The following is a 23,058-nucleotide window of genomic DNA, read 5'->3' on the forward strand; positions in this document are numbered from 1 at the left end:
GAACATCCCGCTGGGGCCGGTACGACGCCTGCCCTGATGACGTACCGTCCCCAGCTACCGGGAGGGGCCGCGGCTCCCGCCGAGCGAACTCTCGTTGACATCCTGGAAGAAACCGCTTCATCATTCCCCGAGGCGTCGGCCCTGGATGATGGCCAAAAGTCGTTGAGCTACACCGAGTTACTCAAGGCCGTTCGCGCTTTTGCCACGCAATTGAATAATGCGGGGCTTGGCCGAGGAGACAAAATCGGCGTCCGGATCCCGTCCGGCACCAATGAGCTCTACATCGCCATACTTGGAATCCTCATGGCTGGTGCTGCCTACGTTCCCGTGGATGCGGACGACCCCGAAGAGCGGGCCCGGCTGGTTTTCGGCGAAGCCAGGGTGGGGGCAGTCATTGCCGGGGGCCTTGACATCCAGCTCTCCGGCCCGGCAAAGGAAGCTGTCTCCCCGCCAGCCATCCCCGGATTGGACGACGACTCCTGGATCATCTTCACCTCCGGGTCCACCGGGACGCCCAAAGGCGTTGCAGTCAAGCATCGTTCATCAGCAGCGTTCGTCGACGCTGAAGCCCGGATCTTCCTCCAGGCTGAGCCCATCGGCCCTCAGGACCGGGTACTCGCCGGCCTTTCTGTGGCCTTCGATGCTTCCTGCGAGGAAATGTGGTTGGCCTGGCGGCACGGAGCCTGCCTGGTACCCGCACCACGGGCGCTTGTTCGAACCGGCATGGACCTCGGTCCCTGGCTCATCAATCACGGCATTACTGTGGTTTCAACCGTGCCTACCCTGGCTGCGTTGTGGCCCGCCGAAGCACTCGAGAACGTCCGCCTCCTGATTTTCGGCGGGGAAGCATGCCCGCCTGAATTGGCCGAGCGCTTGGCAGTAGACGGTCGTGAAGTGTGGAACACCTACGGGCCCACTGAGGCAACCGTCGTTGCCTGCGCCGCTCCCTTGGGCGGACGCGGCCCCGTACGGATCGGCCTGCCGCTGGACGGTTGGGACCTGGCCGTCGTCGATTCCACCGGGGTTCCGGTCGCCGAGGGTGAGATCGGTGAACTAATCATCGGCGGAGTGGGGCTGGCCCGCTACCTCGATCCCGCCAAGGACGCCGAGAAGTACGCCCCGATGACAACACTTGGCTGGGCTCGAGCGTACCGTTCAGGTGACCTGGTGCGATTTGAAGCCGAGGGCCTGATCTTCATGGGTCGCGCAGATGAACAGGTCAAGCTGGGTGGACGCCGGATCGAACTGGGCGAAGTGGATTCGGCACTGCAGTCCCTGCCTGGCGTCGCCGGCGCGGCTGCTGCGGTGCAAACGACGGCGGCAGGCAACCAAATCCTGGTAGGTTACCTGGCTCCCGTTGACGGTCACGAGTTGAACATGGACGAGGCCCGCAAGCTGCTTGGCGAAAGCCTCCCGGCGGCCCTGATCCCCCTGCTGACCACCGTTGATTCCCTCCCCACCAAAACCAGCGGCAAAGTGGATCGGCACGCACTCCCCTGGCCTCTGGCAGGAGCCGGCGCCACCGAGGCCGGCAACGCACCGCTGAACCTGCCCGACGACGCCCGATGGGTGGTGGACCAGTGGGAGTCCGTGCTGGGGAGCCCCGTCAGTTCGCTCGACGCCGATTTCTTCGCCTATGGCGGCGGGTCCTTGGCGGCGGCCCAACTTGTTTCTGCCCTCCGCGTCCGTTACCCCACCATCACCGTCGCCGATATCTACGCAACGCCCCGCGTGGGGGCGCTGATTGACACTGCAAGGCAGTCAATTCCCGACGGCGGATCGCCGGGGCCCGCTGCTGAGCGCACCGTCCGCCCTACCGCCTTGAAGTCGCAAATCTTCCAGGTCCTCATGGGCGTGCCGTTGCACATTCTCGTGGGAATGCGCTGGCTGACCTACCTCATGGCCGCCAACAAGCTCCTGGCAGACTTCGCCGGATTCGCGGCGGCCCCCGTGGTCTCCTGGTGGTGGATTGCAGCGTCGTGGCTGGTCTTCGTCAGCCCCTTGGGCCGGATGGCGATCTCCGTGGTTGCAGCCAGGGTACTGCTTGGCAGGATTCAGCCCGGTACCTACCCGCGGTCCGGCAAAACCCACCTGCGATTGTGGTTGGCCGAGCAAATACAAGACCTGTCGGGTGCCATCGGCCTAGCCAGCGCCCCGTTCGTCCCCTACTACGCCCGGGCCCTCGGAGCCAAGATCGGCAAGGATGTCCACCTGCATTCGTTGCCCCCGGTCACCGGCCTCCTGTCCTTGGGCAGCGGTGCCAACATCGAACCCGAGGTGGACCTTTCGGGCTGGTGGGTTGACGGAGACTCCGTCCACATCGGCCAGATCCATGTGGGAGCCGGTGCAGTAGTAGGCGCCAGAAGCACCCTGATGCCAGGAGCCACCATCGGCGCGGGCTCCCACGTCGACGCTGGATCCGCTGTGCTGGGCAAAGTGAAAGCCGGACACCTCGTGGCCGGCTCCCCCGCGGAGCGCCGCGGAAAAGCCAAGCACGAATGGCCGGATACCAGCAGCCGACGGCCAGTGGTTGACCGACTCTGGTTCTCAGCGTTTGCCAGCGCTTCGGCCCTGCTGGCCCTGATCCCCTATGTTTCGGCGTTCGCCGGAGCCCTGGTGGTCCTGGCTTTCATCCAGGGTCATGAGTCGTTGGAAACAGCTCTTCCGCAGATCGCCCTGGCCGTTCCGCTTGCGGCCCTGGTGTGGTTCTTCGGCAATCTGGTGCTCATCCTGATCGTTGCAAGGCTCTTGGGCCTGGGCCTCAAGGAGGGCTACTACCGGGTTCGCAGCCGTATCGGCTGGCAGGTTTGGGCCACGGAACGCCTCCTGGACATGGCTCGAGACCTCCTCTTTCCGGTCTATGCGAGCCTCTTCACCCCTGTGTGGTTGCGTCTCCTGGGCGCCAAAGTGGGGAAGAACGTTGAGGCGTCAACGGTGCTGCTGGTTCCCAAAATGACCACCATCGGCGATGGCGCCTTCCTTGCCGACGACACCATGGTGGCCTCGTACGAACTCGGTGGGGGCTGGATGAAAATCGCTCCGGCCAAAATCGGGAAGCGTTCCTTCCTGGGCAATTCTGGCATGACCGCCGCGGGACGAAACGTACCCAAGAACTCCCTCGTCGCTGTTCTGTCTGCCACCCCTGCCAAGGCGAAATCCGGCACGTCATGGCTGGGCAGTCCGCCCGTCAGATTGCGCCGCACCGCCGTCGATGCCGATCAAACCCGGACGTTCCGCCCGGCCCTGAAGCTGAAAATCGCAAGGGCGCTCTGGGAACTGTGCCGTCTGTTCCCTGTCATCCTCACAGTGGCCATCGCCGTGAGCGTGATGCTTGTGCTGGACTGGATGGCGCGCGGATGGGGCTATTGGATAGCTGCAGTCCTGGGCGGTGTTGTCATGTTGGCAGCGGGGGCTGCGGCCGCGCTCAGCTCCATCGTGGCCAAGTGGGTTCTGGTGGGGACCATCCGCTCCGGCGAACACCCGCTGTGGAGTTCGTTCATTTGGCGCAACGAGGTTGTGGACACTTTCATTGAAATGGTCAGTGCGCCGTGGTTTGCCCGGTCGGCTGCCGGAACTCCCGCCCTGGTGTGGTGGTTGCGCGGACTCGGAGCCAAGATCGGACGCGGAACGTGGTGCGAAAGCTACTGGCTCCCCGAAGCCGACCTCGTGACCTTGGGCGAGAACTCCACGGTCAACCGTGGCTGCGTGGTCCAGACGCACCTCTTCCACGACCGTGTCATGAGCCTGGACACCGTGACGCTCGGCAACGGTGCCACGATGGGTCCGCACGGCGTCATCCTCCCCGCGGCGAGCATCGGCGACGGCGGTACTGTTGGGCCGGCGTCGTTGGTCATGCGTGGCGAAACTGTCCCTGCAGGGACGTACTGGATGGGCAATCCTGTAAGCCCGTGGGTGGGTCCGTCTGCACAAGCGCCGCGCCTCAAGTAGATTGGACGGATCATGACCGCACCAATCACCACTCCCCTGACCGAAGCCGACCCCTACGCCCTGAACCACGGCAGCAGCAGCTACCGCGTGGACAGGTACGAGTTGGATCTCGACGTCAGGCTGGGCAGCAACAAGCTGATGGGCAAGGCGGTCCTGCGATGCACGGCTTTGGAACCCTCCACTCAGCTTGTCCTTGACTTAGTGGGCCTGCGGGCAAGCAAGGTTCAGCTGGACGGCAAGAAGCTGCAGAAGTTCAGCCACAGGGCCGAACACCTCGTCCTGACGCCGGCATCCCCGCTTAAGCCCGGCCAGCAGTTCTCGTTGGAGATCCGCTACGACGGAAATCCCCAGCCGCGCCGCGGCCTCTGGGGCGATGTCGGCTGGGAGGAACTGAACGACGGCGTATTGGTCGCCGGACAGCCCAACGGTGCGGCGTCCTGGTTCCCCTGCAATGATCATCCACGATACAAGTCGACGTTCCGCATCTCGGTGACCACTGACGATAATTACCGGCCAGTGTGCAACGGGAGCCTTGTCTCGCACTCCCGCAAGTCCAGCCGGGAAACGTGGGTCTACGAACAGGCTGAACCCATGGCAACCTACCTCGCCACTGTGCAGATCGGGCGCTACGCCAAGGTTCCCCTGCACGTGGACGACACCCACCACAGGGTCCCCCAGTTCGTGGCAGTCACACCCGAAATGGCAGTGGACGCCCTCCAGGGCCTGCGGCGGCAGCCGGACATGATGCGCACCTTCGAGGACTGCTTCGGCCCCTACCCTTTCGCCGACTACACCTCGGTTGTCACTGAGGATGAGCTGGAAATTCCCCTCGAGGCCCAGACCGTGTCCATTTTCGGCCGAAACCATATGCGCGAGTCCTGGGAAGCGCAGCGCCTGATCGCGCACGAGCTTTCCCACCAATGGTTTGGTAATTCGCTGACGGTGAGCAGCTGGAAGGACATCTGGCTGCACGAAGGCTTCGCTTGCTATGCAGAGTGGTTGTGGTCCGAGGAATCCCGCACCATGACTGTCGCCGCCCGGGCAACGGCGGCGTGGAAAAGGCTCGACGCCGGGCCGCAGGACCTTCTGGTGGGAGACCCCGGCCCTGAGCTGATGTTCGATGACCGCGTCTACAAACGCGGTGCGCTTGCTGTTCATGCAGTCCGAATGGCGGCCGGCGATGAGGCGTTCTTCGGTTTCCTTCAGCATTGGACGGCGGCTAACCGTCACGGGTCGGTTTCAACGGCGACGTTCGTTGAGGCTGCGGATTCGTACATTCATGGATTCGATGCCGCGGGAATCCTCCGGCCGTGGCTCTACGAAACTTCCCTGCCGCCATTGCCATCCGGGCGTTAACCGAGGGCCAGAGCGGCAACCAATCTGTCAGGCAGTTTCGCATCGGTGACATCCCGCAGGCCTGGCAGGTCCAGCACCTCCAGCTCTGCGGGGTTGTTCCGCAGGCCTTCACCAGTCATCTTCAGCCACGCTTCTTTGCGCGCCCAGAGTCGGGCGCGCTGTCTGGTCTGCTCACTCTCCGGAACTGACGCCAGGAAACGCTGCTCGTTTGAGGTCAATGCGACGTCGTCGAAGCCGCCAAAGCCAACCCCGTCAACCGATTCAAGGTCCACACCCAGCCGGAGGCCATCCGTAGGATGCACGACGGCGGCCAGCAGCACCCAGCCCGACGCCCGGGACGCGCTGAGCGCCAGAGGTGCCGGAACGCCGTCGAGCATGAAGCCGGGACGGCCGTGGTCTTGTCCAGGGCCGCATTGCGGGCAGCGATAGTCAGGGACGAGTCGAGCAGGATCCACGTCGAGGAGCGAAGCGGCAAAATTCAGCAAGGCCAGCCGGCCGGTGATGAATTCTTCCCGGTCTGCGGGGTTGGTGAATCTGTCGGCACGATCCAGGGCTGGTTGGCCGAGGGCTTCGACACGGATGTCCGGAACCAGCAAGTCGTCAAGCTTCCGCAGCTGAAGTATTGGGCTATGCATCAAGACCCCTCTCACAGCTTTGTCCCCAGCAAACTCTAGCCTGGTGCTGCTGCGTCCTGCCTCAGACAGCAGTGTTCCCCGCAGCTAAGGTAACGCTGCGGGGAACACTTTAGGCGGCTTAACCCAGCCGGGCTACTTCACCGAGGTCAGGTAATTCGCCAGCGTGGGTGTGATGCGCGTGCCTGAGTTGGAGCTGCCACCGTTGGTGTGGATGGCCATGATTGTGTTGGAGCTGTTGTAGACGGGCGCTCCACTCTGGCCGCCGTAGGTGTCCATTTTGTAGTAGACCTTTTCAGTGGTTGTGCTCTCAATGGGGCCGGTCATGGACCACATGGTGCCAAACGCTTTGTCCCCCGGGTAGCCACGGACCGTCGTGCTGGTTCCGTTCAGGCTGGCCGTGGTGCCGGTGTAGTTGAGCCAGCCGGTGGTGTTGCCGATGGTGCAGTCCAGTTTGATGACACCCCAGTCGGCGTTGGTGTTTGCGGAGTCGATCCAGCGCTGGTCCGTGAAGATCTCTGTTGCTCCGCAAGTGCCGTAGGGGTCGGTTGATCCGTTACGCCCCGGAGCCACTTTGACGCCCCAGGAGTAGTCGGCTTCCGATCCGGTGCCGCCCTCGTGCACGCAATGGCCTGCGGTCAACACGGTGTCGTCGGAAATCAGGGCGCCGGAGCAAATGTATCCACCATTGAATTCGATCTGCACGATGGAGCGGTTGGGGGCAGCGGTGGTGTTGGTGATCCGAACCCGGCCATCCGCGCCGATGACCGAGTCCGTGGAAGCCCCTCCAGCCTTGGACGGCGCGGCGATGGTGTATTTGTCCGCTAACGGCGATGCTGTGGAACCGGAGACCTGCGACTGGTCGACGGTGTGCGACACGGGCTGGACCTCTGCTGCAGCCACTTGTGACGTCGACTCTGACGCTACTGCGGCTCCGCCAAGCGAGGACGTCAAAGCCATTACTGCAGCCCCGACAAGCAAAGCAACGTTCTGCTTCTTCATGGGTACCTTTCAAGGGACGGCTCTCAGGGAACCGTGCGAGGGATGTGATACACATGCTTCACATGTGTATGACAAAACTGTCATACACATGTGAAAGGTCTGTCAAGATGCTGGGAGTGCAATCTCGTTAAATAAAATCCCCGGGACCAACAGGTCCCGGGGATCTTGATCAGTTGCGGCAGGGATCAGCGCTGGACTGCACCGAAGCGCTCAGTAGCCACAGCCACCGCTGCTGCGCGCGCCTCAGAAGCCTCGTCCGCCGTCAGCGTACGGTCGTCTGCACGGAAGCGCAGGCCGAAAGCCAGCGACTTCTTGCCATCCTCGATGCCCGGACCAACGTAGACGTCGAACAACGAGACATCCTCAAGAAGTACCCCTGCTCCTTCGCGCAGTGCCGAAAGGACCTGATCTGCCGGGACATTCTGCGGGACAACCAAGGCAACATCCTGTGTCGCCACGGGGTACCCGGAGATGTGTTTGGCCACGATCACGTCAGCGGCCGCCTCAAACAAAGCTTCCACGTTGACCTCAACAGCTACAGAACGCGCAGGCATATCGTGGGCAGCAAGGAGCTTCGGGTGAAGTTCCCCGGCGTAACCCACAACGTCGCCGTTGCGCAGCGCAAGCTGAGCCGCGCGTCCCGGGTGGAACGCCTGGTGGCTACCCTGGCTAACGACCAGTTCCACACCCAGGACATCCGCCATGAGGCGTGCCACATCCAAGGCGTCAGCCCAGTCCCAAGCACGCGGGCTATGCGTAGCAGCGGCCGGAGAATCGTGGCCGGTCATAACAGCGGCGATGTGCAGCGGCTGGTGCGGGACGCCGTCGTACAGTGCATCCAGTACCTCGTCGGCCGGCTTGACGCCCAGCGGCGGAATGGAATCCGTGCCCAGCTTGTCGCCAGGGAGGAAGACCGAACCGGCTTCGTACAACGCCAGATCGCGGAAGCCGCGTGAGTGATTGCGGCGGGCAACCTCGATCAGGCCCGGCAGGATGGACGTACGGAGGAAGCCGTGTTCTTCGCTGATCGGGTTCGCCAGCTTCAACGCCGGACGCGGTTCGCCTTCACCAGCAACACCGAAAGTGTCATTGGCAGCTTTGGAGACGAACGGGTAGGACAATACCTCGGTGAGCCCCGCATCTGCCAGCGCCTGGACAACCCGGCGCTTCTGCTGTTGGCTCCGGCTGAGCCCACGACCCGGAGGCGCAACCGGAAGAGTGGCAGGGATGTTGTCGTAGCCAACAAGCCGGGCGATTTCCTCGGACAGGTCTTCCTTGGTTTCGAGGTCGTTGCGCCAGCTCGGAGCAGTAACCCGGTAACCGGTGGTTGTTTTCTCCACCGCAGCGCCAAGGTCCTTAAGCGAAGTGGTGATCTGCTCTTCCGTGAAGTCAATGCCGATACGGGCGGCAGCGAACTCAGCAGGCAAGTCGATAGTCACGGCATCAGGTGCGGTTCCGACGTCGGTCCCTGCCTCGTCCGCCGTGCCACCGGCGAGCTCTACCAACAGATCCACTACGCGCTGGGCAGCAATGTGGGCCACATGCCAGTCCACGCCACGCTCGAAGCGCTTGGAAGCTTCGGAGGGCAGCTTATGGCGGCGACGGGAACGCGCGATTGAGACCTCATCGAAGTGCGCCGCTTCCACCAGGATGTTCGTGGTGGAGTCGGAAACCTCGGTGTGGGCACCGCCCATTACACCGGCAATGCCAATGGCACCGGAATCATCGGTAATCAGCAGGTCCTCGACGTCGAGCGTGCGCTCTTTGTCGTCCAGGGTGGTGATCTTCTCCCCAGCCACTGCGCGACGCACCACGATGTCGCCCGCGAGCTTGTCGAGGTCGTAGCAGTGGTTCGGCTGGCCGAGCTCAAGCATGACGTAGTTGGAGATATCAACCGGCAGCGAGATGGACCGCACGCCGGCCAAACGAAGGCGGGCGGACATCCACGGCGGCGTGGGACGGGAAGCGTCCACACCACGTACCGTGCGGACCACAAAGCGGTCGCAGCCGGGTTTGCCGTAGATGGGAGCGTCGTCGTTGAGCTTGACGCCGTGGCCGCCCTGCAGGGTGGCCGGAGCCGTGACCTTCGAAGCCGGATCCACGAAGGTGGTTCCGGTTGCGTGGGCGTACTCGCGCGCTACGCCACGGATGGAGAAGGCGTAGCCACGGTCCGGGGTGACGTTGATTTCCGCTGCCTGATCGTACAGACCCAGCAGTTCCATCGCGTCGGTGCCGATTTCCGGGTCCAGGCCGATGCGTGAGAGCACCAGAATGCCGTCGTGGTCATCGCCGATGCCGAGCTCACGGACGGAGGCGATCATGCCCGCGGAAAGGTGACCGTAGGTCTTCCGTGCGGAGATCTGGAAGTTTCCAGGCAGCACGGCACCGGGGAGGGTGACAACAACTTTGTCGCCCTCCACAAAGTTGTGCGCACCGCAAATGATGCCTTGCACACCCGAAGGATCGATACCCTTGCCGGTGAGGGTCTGCTCCTGGCCTTCCGGAACAACGCGAACCTGGCACCAGTTGATGGTCTTGCCATTGGTCTGCGGTTCCTTGACCAAGCTCAGTACCTGGCCCACCACAACGGGACCGGTGAGCTCGTCCGTGGGACGGTGGACTTCCTCTTCTTCGAAACCGACCTTGACCAGGTCAGCCATGACGTCTTCGGCCGTAGCATCGGCCGGAACCTGCGCGAATTCACGCAGCCAGGAAAGTGGGATACGCACTGTTAGATCTCCATCCCGAAGTGCTCGCTGAAACGTACGTCGCCTTCGATCATGTCGCGCATGTCGCCGACCTCGTTGCGGAACATGAGCGTGCGCTCAATGCCCATGCCGAAGGCGAAACCTGAATAGATGTCCGGATCGATGCCGGCTGCCCGGAGGACGTTGGGGTTGACCATGCCGCAGCCGCCCCACTCAATCCAGCGGGGACCACCCTTGGCACCCGGGTGCCAGATGTCCAGCTCAGCGGAAGGCTCCGTGAACGGGAAGTAGTTGGGGCGCAGGCGAATGGAAGCTTCGTCGCCGAACATCTGGCGGGCGAAGTGCTCCAACGTTCCACGAAGGTCCGCCATGCTCAGGTCCTTGTCGATCGCCAGTCCCTCGAACTGGTGGAAGACAGGGGTGTGCGTAGCGTCCAGTTCATCCGTGCGGAAGACCTTGCCGGGGCACAGCACATAGATGGGCACTTCGCGTTCCAGCATGGAACGGACCTGCACCGGGGACGTGTGCGTCCGCATGAGCAGGTGCGCTTCGGGAGGCTCCACAAAGAACGTGTCCTGCATTTCGCGTGCGGGGTGGTCAGGCTTGAAGTTCAGGGCATCGAAGTTGAACCATTCGGACTCCACCTCGGGGCCTTCGGCGATCTCCCAGCCCATGCCAACAAAGATGTCCGAGACGCGGTCTTGCAACGTGGACAGCGGGTGGCGGGCACCGGCGCGACGACGACGCGGAGCGGCCGTCACGTCGACGGTTTCTTCCACCAGGATGCGGGCGTCATTCTCGGCCTCGAGAACTTCGGTCCGGGCTGCGAGCGCCTTGTTGACCCGGCCACGGGAAGAACCCATGAGCTTGCCGGCGGCAGCCTTGTGCTCCTTCGCCAAGCCACCGATTTCACGGTTGGCCAGGCTCAGGGGCGACTTCTCACCGGTGTGGGCGAGGCGGACAGCCTTGAGTTCTTCGAGGGAGGAAGCAGCCGAAATGGCGGCAATGGCGTCCTCGACGGCGGCGGTGATGGCGGCTTCATCCAGCGGATTCGGGATGGCAGCGCCTGGCAAAGTGTCAGTCATCTACTGTTCTTAGCTACGAGTAGGGAGCGGCCCGGCTAGGCGGACCTGCAAAACGAAAGGGTAGTGCTCGCCGCGGACGGCAGGCACTACCCTTCAGTCTAGTTGAACCTCACAGGCCGTCGTCGCGCGTCTGGCCCGGCTGCTGTACTGGGGGTTGCTGGACTGGGGGTTGCTGTACTGGCGGCTGCGGCGAGTAGGGCGGCTGCTGAACCGGTGGCTGCGGCGAGTACGGCGGCTGCTGCGGTGCGTACGGTTGCTGCGGGTTGTAAGCCGACTGCTGTTGAGGAGCGTAACCTGCCTGCCCCGGCTGAGGCGCGTAACCCGGCTGACCATACGGAGCTGCACCGACGAGCGCCGGCTCCTGCCGGGCAGACCTCTTGCGCAGCAAAACGAACAGCAGGACCAGCGCACCGGCAATGACCAGCACAGCTACGAGGATCCAGATGATCCACATCGGAATTCCAGCGTTGGCCTCGGCCTTGGCTTGAACCACTGTCCCGTTGAGGGCCAGCATGTCAAACGTGGCCGTGTTGCCATCCACGGTGGCGCCGTTGGCCTCCACCACCTTGCCCGGGAAGGTGAACTTGACGGAGGCTTCGTCGAACATGGACTTCGCCATGGCCGATGACGATGCGTCACCGCTTTCAGCACCGGTCACTCCACCCATGGAGATGACGTAGTAGTCCCCTTCCTTCTTCAGTTCGAAGGGGTTCTCGGAGCTGGACGAGTCAGCAAGCTTTGCAGGGTCGAGGTTGGCGGCGGTGATCCGCTTGCCTTTGTACTTCTCGTCCTCGTAGTCCACCACGGTAGCGCCGTCGGGGATGTCCATCCCCCGGCTTCCGGTACCGTTCGACTCCATGAATTCGTCGAAGGACTTCTCGCCCAGCACGGATTTCTGGATGGCATAGACAACCTCGTAGTCCACGCTCTTTTCGTTGTTGACCTTCACGGACATGTTGAGCTTGACGCAACCCGTCAATGCCAGCATGAGTGCGATCAGTACACCGACTACGCCCAAGGCGCGTTTCGAGTTCATATCCCTCGTCCCCCAATCTTTATTTTTGGCACCAGCGGGTGCTCGAACAGCGTATCTCTACTAACGCCGGGCACACACTACGGCGCTAGCATGGCAGCATGACTCCGGCGCAACGCTTTCGGCAGATCGCAAACGTCCTGAACCTGTCCACCCCGCTGGGGCTGGCGGTAGCAGCCGCGTCCCGTTCCACCGTTTCCCACGGCCCGCGGGGGCTTCTGATCGCTGCCGGGTACAACTGGAAGCTCCCCCATGCAGGCGCGTTTACGCTGGGGAACGTAGTCCTGTACCGGGCGCCGCATGGTGTAGCCGGAACCAACGCAGTGCTCCTGGGGCATGAGGAGCGGCACAGCACCCAGTACGCGTACTGCCTGGGGCTTCCTTTCCTGGCCCTTTACGGCGTCGCCGCCGGCTGGTCCATGCTTCGCAGCGGGAATCCGGCGTCGCGGAATTTCTTCGAACGGCAGGCCGGCCTTGTGGCCGGCGGTTACATTGACACTCATCCCCGCCGGCAGGACAGCCCTGCAGGCAAGCGAATCGAGGCTTGAACATGAACCGATCCATCACTGTTACCGGGACCGCGATCGCAAAGGCCGTCCCGGATCTGGTGACATTAACGCTCGGTGTGGAAACGCGTCGGGATACAGCCGCGAAAGCCTATGACGACGCCGGCAAAGCAGCTAACGCTGTCGCAGCCAGTTTGCGGGCAGCGGGTGTTTCCGACGTGGACCTCCGGACCAGCGGACTGAACCTTCGTGCCGATCTGGCCTGGGTGGAAGGGCAAGGGCAGAAGGTGACTGCATACGTGGCATCCACCAACCTGCAGGTGGGAATCCGTTCCCAGGCGGGTGCTCCTGCTGCTATCGCCGCGGCTGTTGCGGCTGGCGGAGACGACATCCGGATCAACGGGATCGAACAAGGATTTGCGGATGCCGCTTCGGTCACAGCCCGGGCTCAGGAGGCTGCGTGGCAGGACGCCGTGGCCCGGGCCGAACAGTACGCTTCGTTGGCATCTGCCCGGCTTGGGCAGGTGGTGTCCATATCCCAGGAGCCCCTGCACGGCGGACCCATTCCCCTGGGTGGCATGGTGAGGGCATCCTTCACTGCGGAGGCGTTGCCCGTGGAAGCCGGAGAGTCTTCAGTCTCGGCCAGCATCAAAGTGGAATGGGAACTCGTTTAGCGAATAGCTCCGGCTGACATTTTCACGTCCGCCTGTGTGTGCAGCGTCGTCCGGACAATGACGGCAAGACCCTCCGCCATTAATTCCAAAGGCATGGACGGAGTTGGGCTGCCATCGGGCAGCTGTTCCGGCAAATAGGGAATATGGACGAACCCGCCACGAATATCCGGCCTGGATGCGAGGGCATGCATCAAGGCATAAAAGACGTGGTTGCACACGTAGGTTCCCGCGGACTGCGAAACCTCTCCCCTGATTCCCGCGACTTGGAGGGCCCTAAGCGCGGCCTTAATAGGCAGGCTTGAGAAGTATGCTGCAGGCCCGCCACGGATGACTTCCTCATCGATGGGGCGCTGGCCTTTGTTGTCCGGTATCCGGGCGTCATCGCAATTGATGGCGACGCGTTCCAAGGAGATCCGTCCACGGCCTCCCGCCACGCCGGCACAGAGAACTATGTCCGGGTTCACGCGGGTTATGGCGTCGGTGAGGACTGTCCCCGACTCACCAAAGACGCACGGCAGCTGCACGGCTTCAACGGCGATGCCTTCCGAGTCGAGCAACCCTGCCGCCCGCCGCGCTGCAAGCCAGGAAGGATTCACATCGTCCTCGCCAAACGGTTCGAAGCCAGTCAGCAGAATCATGGCCCAACCTTAGCAACGCTCCAGTCCCGGTTATCCGCAGCTTGCCTTCCGGGGCCTTGACATTCGTTCGAACATACATTCGAATGGAGTCCATGAGATGGGACGCACAAGCACTTTCACCTACACGTGTACCGGCGTCAGAACCCCGTGGTTTCGAGGCGCCAGGCCCTGCCCCGGCCTTGGACGCCTTGCTGCCGCTTGCCGGGCTTGTGCGTTCCATCTCGACACCCGAATTCTCCGGAGTCACCTTCCATGAGGTCACCGCAAAGTCAGTGCTCAACAAGGTGCCTTCCGGTTCCAACATGCCGTTTGAGTGGACGGTGAACCCGTATCGCGGATGCAGTCATGCCTGCGTGTACTGCTTCGCGCGCAAGAGCCACACGTATTTGGAATTCGACGCCGGGCGGGACTTCGATTCGCAAGTTGTGGTCAAGATCAATGCCGCCGAAGTTCTCCGAAAGGAACTGGCCAAGCCTTCTTGGGAACGGCCCCAAGTCGCCCTCGGCACCAACACGGATCCCTATCAACGCGCAGAGGGCCGCTACATGCTCATGCCCGGAATCATCCGGGCCCTCGCAGATTCCGGCACGCCTTTCTCCATCTTGACCAAGGGCACGCTGCTGACCAGGGACATTCCCCTCCTCAAGCACGCCGCCACCCAGGTCCCCGTGGACCTTGGCATCTCCCTGGCGATGACCAACCAGGACCTCGCAGAGCTTATTGAGCCTGGCACGCCTTCACCCAAGGCCCGGCTCAAGCTCATAGCCCGGCTCCGCGACGCCGGCCTGGGCTGCGGCGTCATGGCCATGCCCATCCTGCCATGGCTGACGGACTCGGACGAAGCCCTCGATTCACTATTCGCGGAACTAACCAAGGCGGGCGCCACAGGAGTCACCGCCGGCGCCCTGTACCTTAAGCCAGGAACCCGTGAGTGGTTCATGAAATGGCTGGCAACCCAGCACCCGGAGTTGGTGGGCAAGTACCGGCGACTCTATGGACAAGGCTCCTATGCTTCCAAGGAATACCGTGTGTGGCTCACTGGCAGGATCACCTATTTCAAGGCGAAGTACGGCTTCACCGGAACATCGGGATTCAGCCACCGGAACGCTCGCACCGCCACTGGCTCGGCGGCCGCAACCGTGGACGCCTCCGCTCCCCTTCCTGGACAGCAGCCGCTTTTCTAGGCTGAAGGCCACCGGCTAAGGGAAGCACCCTTCTCTTCCATCCAAGCGCCCGGTTCTCAAGCGGGAGCGGCCACCCGGCTAAGCAACGCCCGGACTATTGGAAGGTCCGCCGGAATCCATGGCAGGCCGAGAGCTTCGTCACTGTCAGCCAACGATACCCAACGCAATTCGTCGTGATCCTCCAGCGGCCGCGGCTCTCCCGACGTCAGCTCGGCGAACCACACACGCATGGAGGCACGCTCATTGAGCGTCCACCCAGTGGTGTTGCCCGAGTCCAGCTCGGGCCCGAGTTGCACTTCAATGCCCAGTTCTTCCGCGAGTTCACGGTGCAGGGCAGCCTCTGCGGTCTCACCGGCTTCCACCTTGCCGCCCGGAAATTCCCACATGCCCGCGAACTGGGGCGGCGCAGTGCGGCGCGCAACAAGAAGGCGGGTGGGGGCTTCCAAGGAGTCGACGACGGCGGCGCCCACGACGTTGATCAGTGCAGTCACCGAAACAGTCTATGGGGCCCGATGAATGGGCATCGTCACATAGCAGCGACAAGTCACGGGGCCCCGGACTAAACTTGTTATCGGATTTTCTCCAATTTCCCCAGCCCACAAGGCATCCTCAAGAAGCAGGCTTATGACTACCACCGTGTCCACCCCCGCCACCGCCAAAGCAGGCAGGAAACACCTTGGCTTGGCCATCCTGGCCTTGGCCATGGGCGGGTTCGCCATCGGTACCACCGAATTCGCCATGATGGGCCTGCTGAAGGAAATCGAGGAGGGGCTGGGCATCAGCACCCCCGAAGCGGGCAACCTCATCTCGGCTTACGCCTTGGGCGTCGTTATCGGCGCTCCCCTCTTCGCTGCGTTCGGGGCAAAGCTTCCCAGAAAGCACCTTGCGTTGGGGCTCATGCTGTTCCTGTCCTTGGCAAACCTGACGTCCTTCATCGCACCGGATTACGGCTTCATGCTGCTCTCCCGTTTTGCTTCCGGACTCCCCCACGGAGCTTTCTTCGGAGTGGCAGCCGTCATCGCAGCCGGACTCGTCGCCCCAACCAAACGGGGCTGGGCAATCTCCATGGTGATGGCAGGACTCACGGTCTCCAACGTCATCGGGGTTCCTTTGGCCACATGGGTTGGGCAGACCTTCGGGTGGCGGCTCCTCTTCGTCATTGTGGGCGCCATCGGATTGCTGACCGTCGCCATGGTGTGGAAATTCGTCCCCTTCGAGGCAGCCCACCCCGAGGCCAGCATCCGACGCGAACTTGGAGCCCTCAAACGGCTCCAAGTTTGGCTGGCGCTCCTGATCGGCATCATTGGGTTTGGTGGCTTCTTCGCCGTTTACACCTACATTGCACACACCATGACCTCTGTGGCTGGCATACCGGAGAACCTGATCCCCGCCGTTGTGGCCCTCTACGGACTGGGCATGGTGGTGGGAAACATCTTCGGAGGACGCCTTGCCGACAAGTCCGTGATGGGCACCATCTACTGGGTCATGCCGGGAATCGCCGTGGCCCTGGTGGTCTACGCCATTGCTGCGCACTGGGCCTGGGCCGCCTTCATCATGGCGTTCGTGGTGGGCGGTGTGGGCTCCATGCTCACTCCCGCGCTGCAAACCCGCCTCCTGGACGCTGCCCCGGGCGCCGCATCGCTGGCATCCTCGCTGAACCACTCCGCCCTCAACATCGCCAACGCGCTCGGCGCCTTCCTGGGCGGCACAGTTATTGCCTGGGGTTGGGGATATGTGGCTCCCGCATTAGTTGGCGCGGTCCTTGCCATTCTGGGCCTCGGAGTGGCCCTGGTCAGTGGTCTGCTGGAGCGAAAAAAGCCGCTGTCCTCCTGATCCACCAGAAGAGCGCTGGTTGGCCAGCAAACCACACACAACAAGCATGGGCTCCGCCACGGCGGAGCCCATGCTTGTTAAGCACATATCGAACTTACTAATCCGGAAGGAACATTTCCGGAACGGCTAAGCCTGCGGCGCCTGGACGCGTTCTATGTCAGGTTCGAGGTAGATGACCCGCGCAATGGGGACTGCCGCACGGATACGCTGCTCGGCGGCGTCGATCCCCTTCGCAATCTCTTCGCCCGTCTCAGAGGCCTGCATGGAGATCTTCGCAGCTACAAGCAGCTCTTCCGGACCCAGGTGCAGGGTTTTGAGGTGGATGATGCGGGTGCCGTCAGCTTCCAGTGCCTCCGTGATGCGCTGGACATCTTCCTTGGTGGCAGACTCCCCCAGCAGCAGGGACTTGGTTTCCAGGGCAAGGACCACTGCGATGGCTACCAGCAGGAGGCCAATCATCGCTGTGCCGAGTGCATCCCAGACCCCGTCACCGGTGACCAGCGTCATTCCCACACCGAAGAGCGCGAAAATCAGGCCAAGCAAAGCGCCAAAGTCCTCCAGCAGGATCACTGGCAGTTCCGGCTGCTTGGCGTTGCGGACAAACGTGACCCATGATTGCTTGCCGCGGATGTGGTTCGACTCAATGATGGCCGTGCGGAACGAGAACGACTCAGCAATGATGGCACCGACCAAGACGGCCAACGGGACCCACCAGAAAGCCCCCTCGATACCGTGTGGGTGCTGGAACTTCTCCCAGGCCTCGTACAGGGCAAACAGGCCACCCACACTGAACAGCACGATGGAGACGATGAACGCGTAGATGTACCGCTCACGGCCATAGCCGAACGGATGCTCGGGGCTGGCGGCCCGCTTGGCCCGTTTGCCTCCCACAAGCAGCAGGATCTGGTTTCCGGAGTCCGCCACCGAGTGGATGGCTTCAGCCAGCATGGACGATGACGCCGTCAGGAAGAATGCAATGAACTTCAATACGGCAATAGTCAGATTGGCGGCCAGGGCCGCCACAATCGCTTTGGTACCGCCACCTGCAGCCACGAAAGCTTCACCTCTTTGGGTTCGGGGAAAGAATGGGATGTGCCAAGAAGAGTCGTCATCGTCCGATCTTGCATCCAATACCGTACCCGGCGATGCGCTGTTTACACATTCTCCAGTCGGGCGCCCTGCTGGGAACGCGCGCTGGCGTAAAGACACACAGTGGCGGCGGTACCCAGGTTCAGGCTTTCAGCTGCCCCATAGACAGGAACCGCCACGCGATGATCAGCCAGTGCAAGCTCCGTCTCCGACAAACCCTGCGCTTCGTTGCCGAACAGCCAGGCCGTAGGTGACTCAAGGGCATAGTCCGAGGTCACTGCTTCATTCCCAAGTCTCCGCGCCGCATTCTCGTCCTGCAGTTTGTCCAAGTTGACGGTTCCATATCCGTCAGCAGCCAGGACACCGATACCGCGATCCCGGCAGCGTGCCACCAACTCCTCAACATCGGCACCCAGCACCACCGGCAAGTGGAAAAGGGAGCCAGCTGTCGACCGGACAGCCTTGGGGTTGTAGATGTCCACGCTCGAACCAGTAAGGACAACTGCGTCGGCGCCGGCAGCATCCGCAGCGCGGAGAACAGTCCCGGCGTTACCGGGATCGCGCACCTGGCACATGACAGCGATCAGGCGTGGACCGGCGTCGAGCACTGACTCCAAGCTGACGTCCACAAAACTGCACACAGCCACAATCCCCTGCGGATTGACGGTATCCGCCATGGCGGCAAGGACTTCGTCACTTGCAAGCCGGAGCTGCGTTTCCTGCGCCAGATCGGCAAGCTCAGGGAGGCGCTCAAGGCACGCTTCGCTGGCAAAAACTTCATGCACGACGGCGGGTCCTCCGGCCGCAGTGCGCTCACGGTGCAGGGTCAAAGCCTCACGCACCGCTTGCGGACCTTCAGCAAGGAAGCGTCCGCGTTTTAAACGCGCCGGGCGCCCGGCAAGCCTGGCGACGTCCCTCACCCGATCAGCTCGGGGGTTGGTCATCGTAAAGTCTTGCGGGCGCCCGGTTTCGTTCATATAAAGAACTTTAGTGGCAGTTGCGACTAGTTCTTGATCTGCTGGCGGGCTTCGCCACCTGCAGGCTCAAAGCCAGCGGCCTTTGCAGCCTCAACGGTGGAGAACCAGTACTCAGCAGCAGTGGTGTTGTACCAGGTGGAACCCGGAACGTGGTACTTCTTGGACTCGGCGTTGCCCTTGATGGCGTAGCCTTCCGGAGCTTCGTCGCCATCAGCAGCAACTGCGCCGTCGATAGCCGGCTTCTCGGAAACAACAGCCTTGACAGCCGTAGCGGTGGCAGCAGCCGGAGCAACCTTGGCGGCCTTGGGAGCAGCAGCCGCGGCCGGCGCGGAGGTGTCAGCCGGAAGTGCAGCCTTGGCAATGTTTACCAGAGCGGCGAAAGCGTTGGCGTCAGAGACAGCCAGCTCGGCCAGCATGCGGCGGTCAACCTCAACCTCAGCGGCCTTGAGGCCCTGGATCAAGCGGTTGTAGGTGAGGCCATTGGCGCGGGATGCAGCATTGATGCGCTGGATCCAGAGGCGACGGAAGTCACCCTTCTTCTTGCGGCGGTCGCCGTAGCTGTACACAAACGAGTGCAGCAGCTGCTCTTTGGCCTTGCGGTACAGGCGCGAACGCTGTCCGCGGTAACCCTTTGCGCGTTCGAGGACAACCCGGCGCTTCTTGTGGGCGTTTACCGCCCGCTTCACACGTGCCACGTGCGTACTCCTTCAGAAATCTTTATCCCAAGCTGCTACTGCCGGAAACCCGGCCGGCCTGAGAAGGCTTTTGGTGTAGTCGGTCCCTGCCGGATGGCAGTAACCAAAGAACTTGGAACTTAGACGCCGAGCATCTTCTTGATGACCTTGGCATCGCCCTTGAAGACGAGCTTGTCGCCGGCGAGGCGACGGGTCAGCCTTGAGGACTTGTGCTCAAGGTAGTGACGGCGGTTGGCCTGCTGACGCTTCAGCTTGCCGGTGCCGGTCAGCTTGAAGCGCTTCTTAGCACCGCTGTGGGTCTTCATCTTCGGCATGGGAACCGATCTCCTTACGTATCCACGGACGAGTCCGCGATTCTTTCGCGCAGCCGGCCTACGAGGGCCGGCGTGCTGGTTGCTTGCCGTTGGAGGCGGGCCTCCGAGGCGTTGAACTAGTTGGTCTTGCGTGATGCAGGCTTGGGCGCAGCCTTGGGGGCCGCGGGCCGAGCTGCCGGCTTGGGAGCTGCCGGCTTGGCGACGGGCTTCGGAGCCGACGGAACTGCAGGCTTCGGGGCGGCTGCCGGAACAACTGGCTTCGGAGCCGTTTCTGCCGGTGCTGCCTTGGCGGCCGGTGCAGTTTTCGCCGGCGCAGGCGCTGCCTTTGCCGGAGCTGCCTTGGCTGCAGGAGCCTCGACCACGGGTGCTTTTTCAACAACCGGAGCAGGAGCTTCCTCAGCAGCAGGAGCTTCTTCAACAACCGGAGCCTCTTCAACAACCGGCGCTTCCTCAACAACCGGAGCTTCCTCAGCAACCGCTGCCTGGGTCTCGGGGGCTTCGACAGTGTCCTGCTTGGTCTCCTCTTCGGTGACCTTGAAGCCCTCGGGAAGAAGGTCGGCGAGGCTCTGCGTCAGCGGAGCCTGTTCGCCCGTGGTGTCTACACGTCCGGATGCCTTGGCCTCATTCTGAGCCTTGGCTTCAGCACGCTGCGTAGCGCGACGGGCTTCGGCCTTCGCTTCAGCCTTGTTCTTCAGCGGTCCGATCACCATGACCATGTTGCGGCCATCGATGCGCGGGCTGGACTCGATGATGCCAACCTCGGCAACGTCTTCAGCAAAACGCTGCAGCAGGCGGATACCCATCTCGGGACGCTGCTGCTCACGGCCGCGGAACTGGATCATGGCCTTGACTTTGTCACCGGCGCCCAGGAACCGAAGTGCGTGACCGCGCTTGGTTTCGTAGTCGTGCTTGTCGATCTTAAGGCGGAAGCGAATTTCCTTCAGAACCGTGTTGGTCTGGTTCTTGCGGGCCTCGCGGGCCTTCACGGCAGCCTCGTACTTGTACTTGCCGAAGTCCATCAACTTGCAAACAGGAGGCTTAGCCTGCGGGGCAACTTCAACGAGATCGAGATCGGACTCGGCAGCAAGACGCAGGGCGTCCTCAATGCGGACAATTCCTACCTGTTCGCCGGCAGGACCGACCAACCGCACCTCGGGGACGCGGATACGCTCATTGATTCTTGGCTCGCTAATGTTAAAGCTCCTGTGGTTGTGGTGATGTCACCGGCAAAAAGAGAAGGCCCCCAATTGCTGGTGCAATCGAAGGCCTCGAAGATCGGCTGCACCTCCCCGCGGGAAGTACGCACCCCCGGAAGCAATGCCTCCGAAAGTGTCCGACCAGGTACCCGGCAACCTCTTGTCCCGAAAGGGATCCTGTCCCCGAAGGGAACGGTTGACGCGGGTGGGAGAGAACTCCGCTTGCAAACTGAAAGTCAATTCTACAGAAACAACCCGCCAAGCGCACATTGCGGAAGGCGGGAGCAAGAACTGCAGATGTTGACTGTGAATAACGACTTCCAGTCGGTCTGTGACAAGCTTACCAGTATGAGCACTGAAGACAGCAATTCCCGTAACTCCTATGGGGAAGACGCCTCCCCCGCCGTTGATGCCGGAGTGTCCCAGCAGATCCGTGACATCGCTGAGGTCCCCGCAGTGGAAGTCATTACCACGGGCGCCGTTCACCTCATGAGCGCGGCCGCCGTCAAGGTGGGCCTGGCCGATGATCCCAATGCCGAGGACCTCAAGGACTTGGACGAAGCCCGCAAGCTCATCACGGCCCTCGCCGGCTTGGTGTCAGCAGCTGCCCCGGAAATCGGTTCACAGCACGCCGGCCCGTTGCGCGATGGCTTGCGTTCACTGCAGCTGGCATTCCGCGAGGCTTCCCTCATTCCTGACGCCCCGGGCAAGGGTCCGGGCGAAAAGTTCACCGGACCGGTGAACTAGCCCCAACTTCCGCAATAGTCAACGACGGCGGGTCGACCACGTGTGGTCGACCCGCCGTCGTTGCTTGTTTGGTGTTGATGGTTCAGCGTTTCATGGTTTTAGACGCGGGCGGCGCGACGGCGCAAGGACGTCAGGATGAGTCCCGCAGCGCAGAGAGCGACGCCAGCGACGCCGACGGCGGCAAAGCCACCCGACGGACCTACGGTGTCGATAAAGACCCCGGCCAGAGGCGCACCCAAGGCAACGCCTGCAGTCAATGCCGAGCCGTACCAGCCCATCGCTTCACCCCGGCGCTCCTCGTCCACAAGGTCAGCCACCTTCTCAGACGACGCCGACAAAACCGGGGCGCACAAAAGGCCGGGCAGGAGCGAGAGGAACGCGAGGGTCCAGGTGTCTTGGGCAAAACCCATGGGAATGGTGAGGGCGGCCATGCCCAGGAGCAAGAGCATTGGCGAAATGGTCCGCTTCATTGACCCGTAGATGAGTCCACCGACCACGGACGCTGCGCACCAGAAGAAGAACACGATGCCGATTTCATTCTCGTGCCCACCACGTTCCAGCAGCCCGACGATGCTGACATCCGAACCACTGAGCACCATCCCGGATCCCGCGGCTACGGCGAAGAGTGCCGCAACGGAAACCGTGAACCAGGTGAAGTTCTTGGCGACGCGACTACGGAAGGCTGCTTTGCGCGAGGTCGAGGACGCCATCTCCGAGGCCGCCTCCTGGACGTGGGCAGGCGCTGAGGCCACCATGGCAGCCTCCGCAGCAGCGAGGTCAGCCGCCGCCCTGTCCGCGGTCTCCTGCGGGGTGCAGACCACTTCGCTCCGGGTTGGCGGGTTGAACCACATAAGGAACAGCCCGGCAACGGAGACCGAAATTCCTACTGCCGTCAGTCCGATCGCCGAGAAGCCACTGGTTGCCACGATGGCGCCGACAGCCGGGCCGATCATGAACACCAGCTCGGTGGCGATGGAATCGAGGGCAAAGGCCGATCGCCGCTGCTCACCATCCACCATGACGCCCAGCGACTGGCGGACAACACTGAAGATCGGCAGCGTGAACAGACCGCCGACAAACACCAGCGGAAGCAGCCATTCATACGAAACGTGCGGGACTATCGACCAGATGACGGTTTCGGACACAACCGAAGGGATCAGGGCCTTTCTCAGTCCCACCATGTCCACCCGGCGACCACGCCAGGGTGCACCCAGCGCAATGCCGATGGTCATGACAGCGGCTGCTGCACCGGCGGCGGCGTAGCCTTGGTCCAGCGTCAGCACGATGTGCAGAGTGAGGAGCACGCCCGCCGCCGAGTGTGGAATGCGCGCAATCATGCCCACAACCAACAGACGCCGGACAGGACGGATGGACAGCATCTCTTTATAGAGAGCGAAGTTCACTGGCTAAATCCTCTTGTTCCCCAGGGCAGCCCCGGGGA

Annotated in this window: 20 protein-coding genes; 7 read left to right on the forward strand and 13 right to left on the reverse strand. The window is 62.5% G+C overall.

Translation table 11 applies throughout. The features are described from left to right. Positions 1 to 36 precede the first annotated feature (36 nt). Positions 37 to 3,948 (forward strand): Pls/PosA family non-ribosomal peptide synthetase, encoded by a 3,912-nt coding sequence (locus ACZ881_RS18160; RefSeq protein WP_476117633.1) that lies wholly within the window; start codon positions 37 to 39, stop codon positions 3,946 to 3,948. Between the two features lie 12 nt (positions 3,949 to 3,960). Further along, positions 3,961 to 5,304, forward strand: a complete 1,344-nt coding sequence (locus ACZ881_RS18165; RefSeq protein ID WP_476117505.1) for a M1 family metallopeptidase — start codon at positions 3,961 to 3,963, stop codon at positions 5,302 to 5,304. Here ACZ881_RS18165 and ACZ881_RS18170 read toward each other — a convergent pair. The 5 genes from ACZ881_RS18170 to ACZ881_RS18190 all read right to left on the reverse strand — a co-directional run bounded on the left by ACZ881_RS18170 (position 5,301) and on the right by ACZ881_RS18190 (position 11,767). Then, on the reverse strand, positions 5,301 to 5,939 hold the full coding sequence (locus tag ACZ881_RS18170) for a 4'-phosphopantetheinyl transferase family protein (RefSeq protein ID WP_476117506.1): 639 nt from the start codon (positions 5,937 to 5,939) through the stop codon (positions 5,301 to 5,303). The genes ACZ881_RS18165 and ACZ881_RS18170 overlap by 4 nt on opposite strands. A 132-nt stretch (positions 5,940 to 6,071) precedes the next feature. Beyond that, positions 6,072 to 6,938 (reverse strand): trypsin-like serine peptidase, encoded by an 867-nt coding sequence (locus ACZ881_RS18175; RefSeq protein ID WP_476117507.1) that lies wholly within the window; start codon positions 6,936 to 6,938, stop codon positions 6,072 to 6,074. Between the two features lie 185 nt (positions 6,939 to 7,123). After that, positions 7,124 to 9,667 (reverse strand): phenylalanine--tRNA ligase subunit beta, encoded by a 2,544-nt coding sequence (gene pheT, locus ACZ881_RS18180; protein WP_476117508.1) that lies wholly within the window; start codon positions 9,665 to 9,667, stop codon positions 7,124 to 7,126. Positions 9,668 to 9,669: 2 nt separating this feature from the next. After that, on the reverse strand, positions 9,670 to 10,731 hold the full coding sequence (pheS, locus tag ACZ881_RS18185; protein ID WP_091466530.1) for a phenylalanine--tRNA ligase subunit alpha: 1,062 nt from the start codon (positions 10,729 to 10,731) through the stop codon (positions 9,670 to 9,672). A gap of 109 nt (positions 10,732 to 10,840) precedes the next feature. Beyond that, a complete protein-coding gene (locus ACZ881_RS18190) occupies positions 10,841 to 11,767 on the reverse strand; it encodes an LppM family (lipo)protein (protein WP_476117509.1) in 927 nt (308 codons plus the stop codon). 98 nt (positions 11,768 to 11,865) lie between these two features. Here ACZ881_RS18190 and ACZ881_RS18195 point away from each other — a divergent pair, with 98 nt between their 5' ends. Further along, positions 11,866 to 12,312: a hypothetical protein gene (locus ACZ881_RS18195; RefSeq protein WP_454810223.1), complete on the forward strand. Its 447-nt coding sequence runs from the start codon at positions 11,866 to 11,868 to the stop codon at positions 12,310 to 12,312. A 2-nt stretch (positions 12,313 to 12,314) separates the two neighbouring features. Beyond that, positions 12,315 to 12,944, forward strand: a complete 630-nt coding sequence (locus ACZ881_RS18200) for an SIMPL domain-containing protein (protein WP_476117510.1) — start codon at positions 12,315 to 12,317, stop codon at positions 12,942 to 12,944. Here the strand turns inward: ACZ881_RS18200 and pcp are convergent. Next, positions 12,941 to 13,582 (reverse strand): pyroglutamyl-peptidase I, encoded by a 642-nt coding sequence (gene pcp / locus ACZ881_RS18205; protein WP_476117511.1) that lies wholly within the window; start codon positions 13,580 to 13,582, stop codon positions 12,941 to 12,943. The two genes, ACZ881_RS18200 and pcp, sit on opposite strands and share 4 nt — an antisense overlap. 92 nt (positions 13,583 to 13,674) lie before the next feature. Between pcp and ACZ881_RS18210 the strand changes: the two genes are divergently transcribed. Further along, positions 13,675 to 14,766, forward strand: a complete 1,092-nt coding sequence (locus tag ACZ881_RS18210; RefSeq protein WP_476117512.1) for an Rv2578c family radical SAM protein — start codon at positions 13,675 to 13,677, stop codon at positions 14,764 to 14,766. 56 nt (positions 14,767 to 14,822) lie between these two features. On the opposite strand, the gene ACZ881_RS18215 is transcribed toward ACZ881_RS18210, so the two are convergent. Next, a complete protein-coding gene (locus ACZ881_RS18215; RefSeq protein WP_476117513.1) occupies positions 14,823 to 15,257 on the reverse strand; it encodes a (deoxy)nucleoside triphosphate pyrophosphohydrolase in 435 nt (144 codons plus the stop codon). A gap of 133 nt (positions 15,258 to 15,390) precedes the next feature. Here ACZ881_RS18215 and ACZ881_RS18220 point away from each other — a divergent pair, with 133 nt between their 5' ends. Next, complete coding sequence (locus ACZ881_RS18220) at positions 15,391 to 16,599, forward strand: MFS transporter (protein WP_476117514.1); 1,209 nt, start codon at positions 15,391 to 15,393, stop codon at positions 16,597 to 16,599. Between the two features lie 126 nt (positions 16,600 to 16,725). On the opposite strand, the gene ACZ881_RS18225 is transcribed toward ACZ881_RS18220, so the two are convergent. From ACZ881_RS18225 to infC, 5 genes are all read right to left on the reverse strand, one after another. After that, a complete protein-coding gene (locus tag ACZ881_RS18225; RefSeq protein WP_476117515.1) occupies positions 16,726 to 17,652 on the reverse strand; it encodes a cation diffusion facilitator family transporter in 927 nt (308 codons plus the stop codon). 101 nt (positions 17,653 to 17,753) lie between these two features. After that, positions 17,754 to 18,665: a TrmH family RNA methyltransferase gene (locus ACZ881_RS18230; RefSeq protein WP_476117516.1), complete on the reverse strand. Its 912-nt coding sequence runs from the start codon at positions 18,663 to 18,665 to the stop codon at positions 17,754 to 17,756. Positions 18,666 to 18,691: 26 nt separating this feature from the next. After that, positions 18,692 to 19,360 carry a 50S ribosomal protein L20, sunset domain variant gene (gene rplT / locus ACZ881_RS18235; protein WP_011774325.1) on the reverse strand — a complete coding sequence of 223 codons (669 nt, stop codon included), beginning with the start codon at positions 19,358 to 19,360 and terminating at the stop codon, positions 18,692 to 18,694. A gap of 119 nt (positions 19,361 to 19,479) precedes the next feature. Then, complete coding sequence (gene rpmI, locus ACZ881_RS18240) at positions 19,480 to 19,674, reverse strand: 50S ribosomal protein L35 (protein ID WP_011774324.1); 195 nt, start codon at positions 19,672 to 19,674, stop codon at positions 19,480 to 19,482. A 116-nt stretch (positions 19,675 to 19,790) separates the two neighbouring features. Then, on the reverse strand, positions 19,791 to 20,825 hold the full coding sequence (infC, locus tag ACZ881_RS18245) for a translation initiation factor IF-3 (RefSeq protein ID WP_476117517.1): 1,035 nt from the start codon (positions 20,823 to 20,825) through the stop codon (positions 19,791 to 19,793). A gap of 393 nt (positions 20,826 to 21,218) precedes the next feature. Here infC and ACZ881_RS18250 point away from each other — a divergent pair, with 393 nt between their 5' ends. Next, on the forward strand, positions 21,219 to 21,617 hold the full coding sequence (locus tag ACZ881_RS18250; RefSeq protein ID WP_091467627.1) for a DUF1844 domain-containing protein: 399 nt from the start codon (positions 21,219 to 21,221) through the stop codon (positions 21,615 to 21,617). A 98-nt stretch (positions 21,618 to 21,715) separates the two neighbouring features. On the opposite strand, the gene ACZ881_RS18255 is transcribed toward ACZ881_RS18250, so the two are convergent. Then, positions 21,716 to 23,020 (reverse strand): MFS transporter, encoded by a 1,305-nt coding sequence (locus tag ACZ881_RS18255; RefSeq protein WP_476117518.1) that lies wholly within the window; start codon positions 23,018 to 23,020, stop codon positions 21,716 to 21,718. Between the last annotated feature and the right edge of the window lie 38 nt (positions 23,021 to 23,058).

It is taken from the genome of Paenarthrobacter sp. TE3676, from assembly GCF_056279165.1.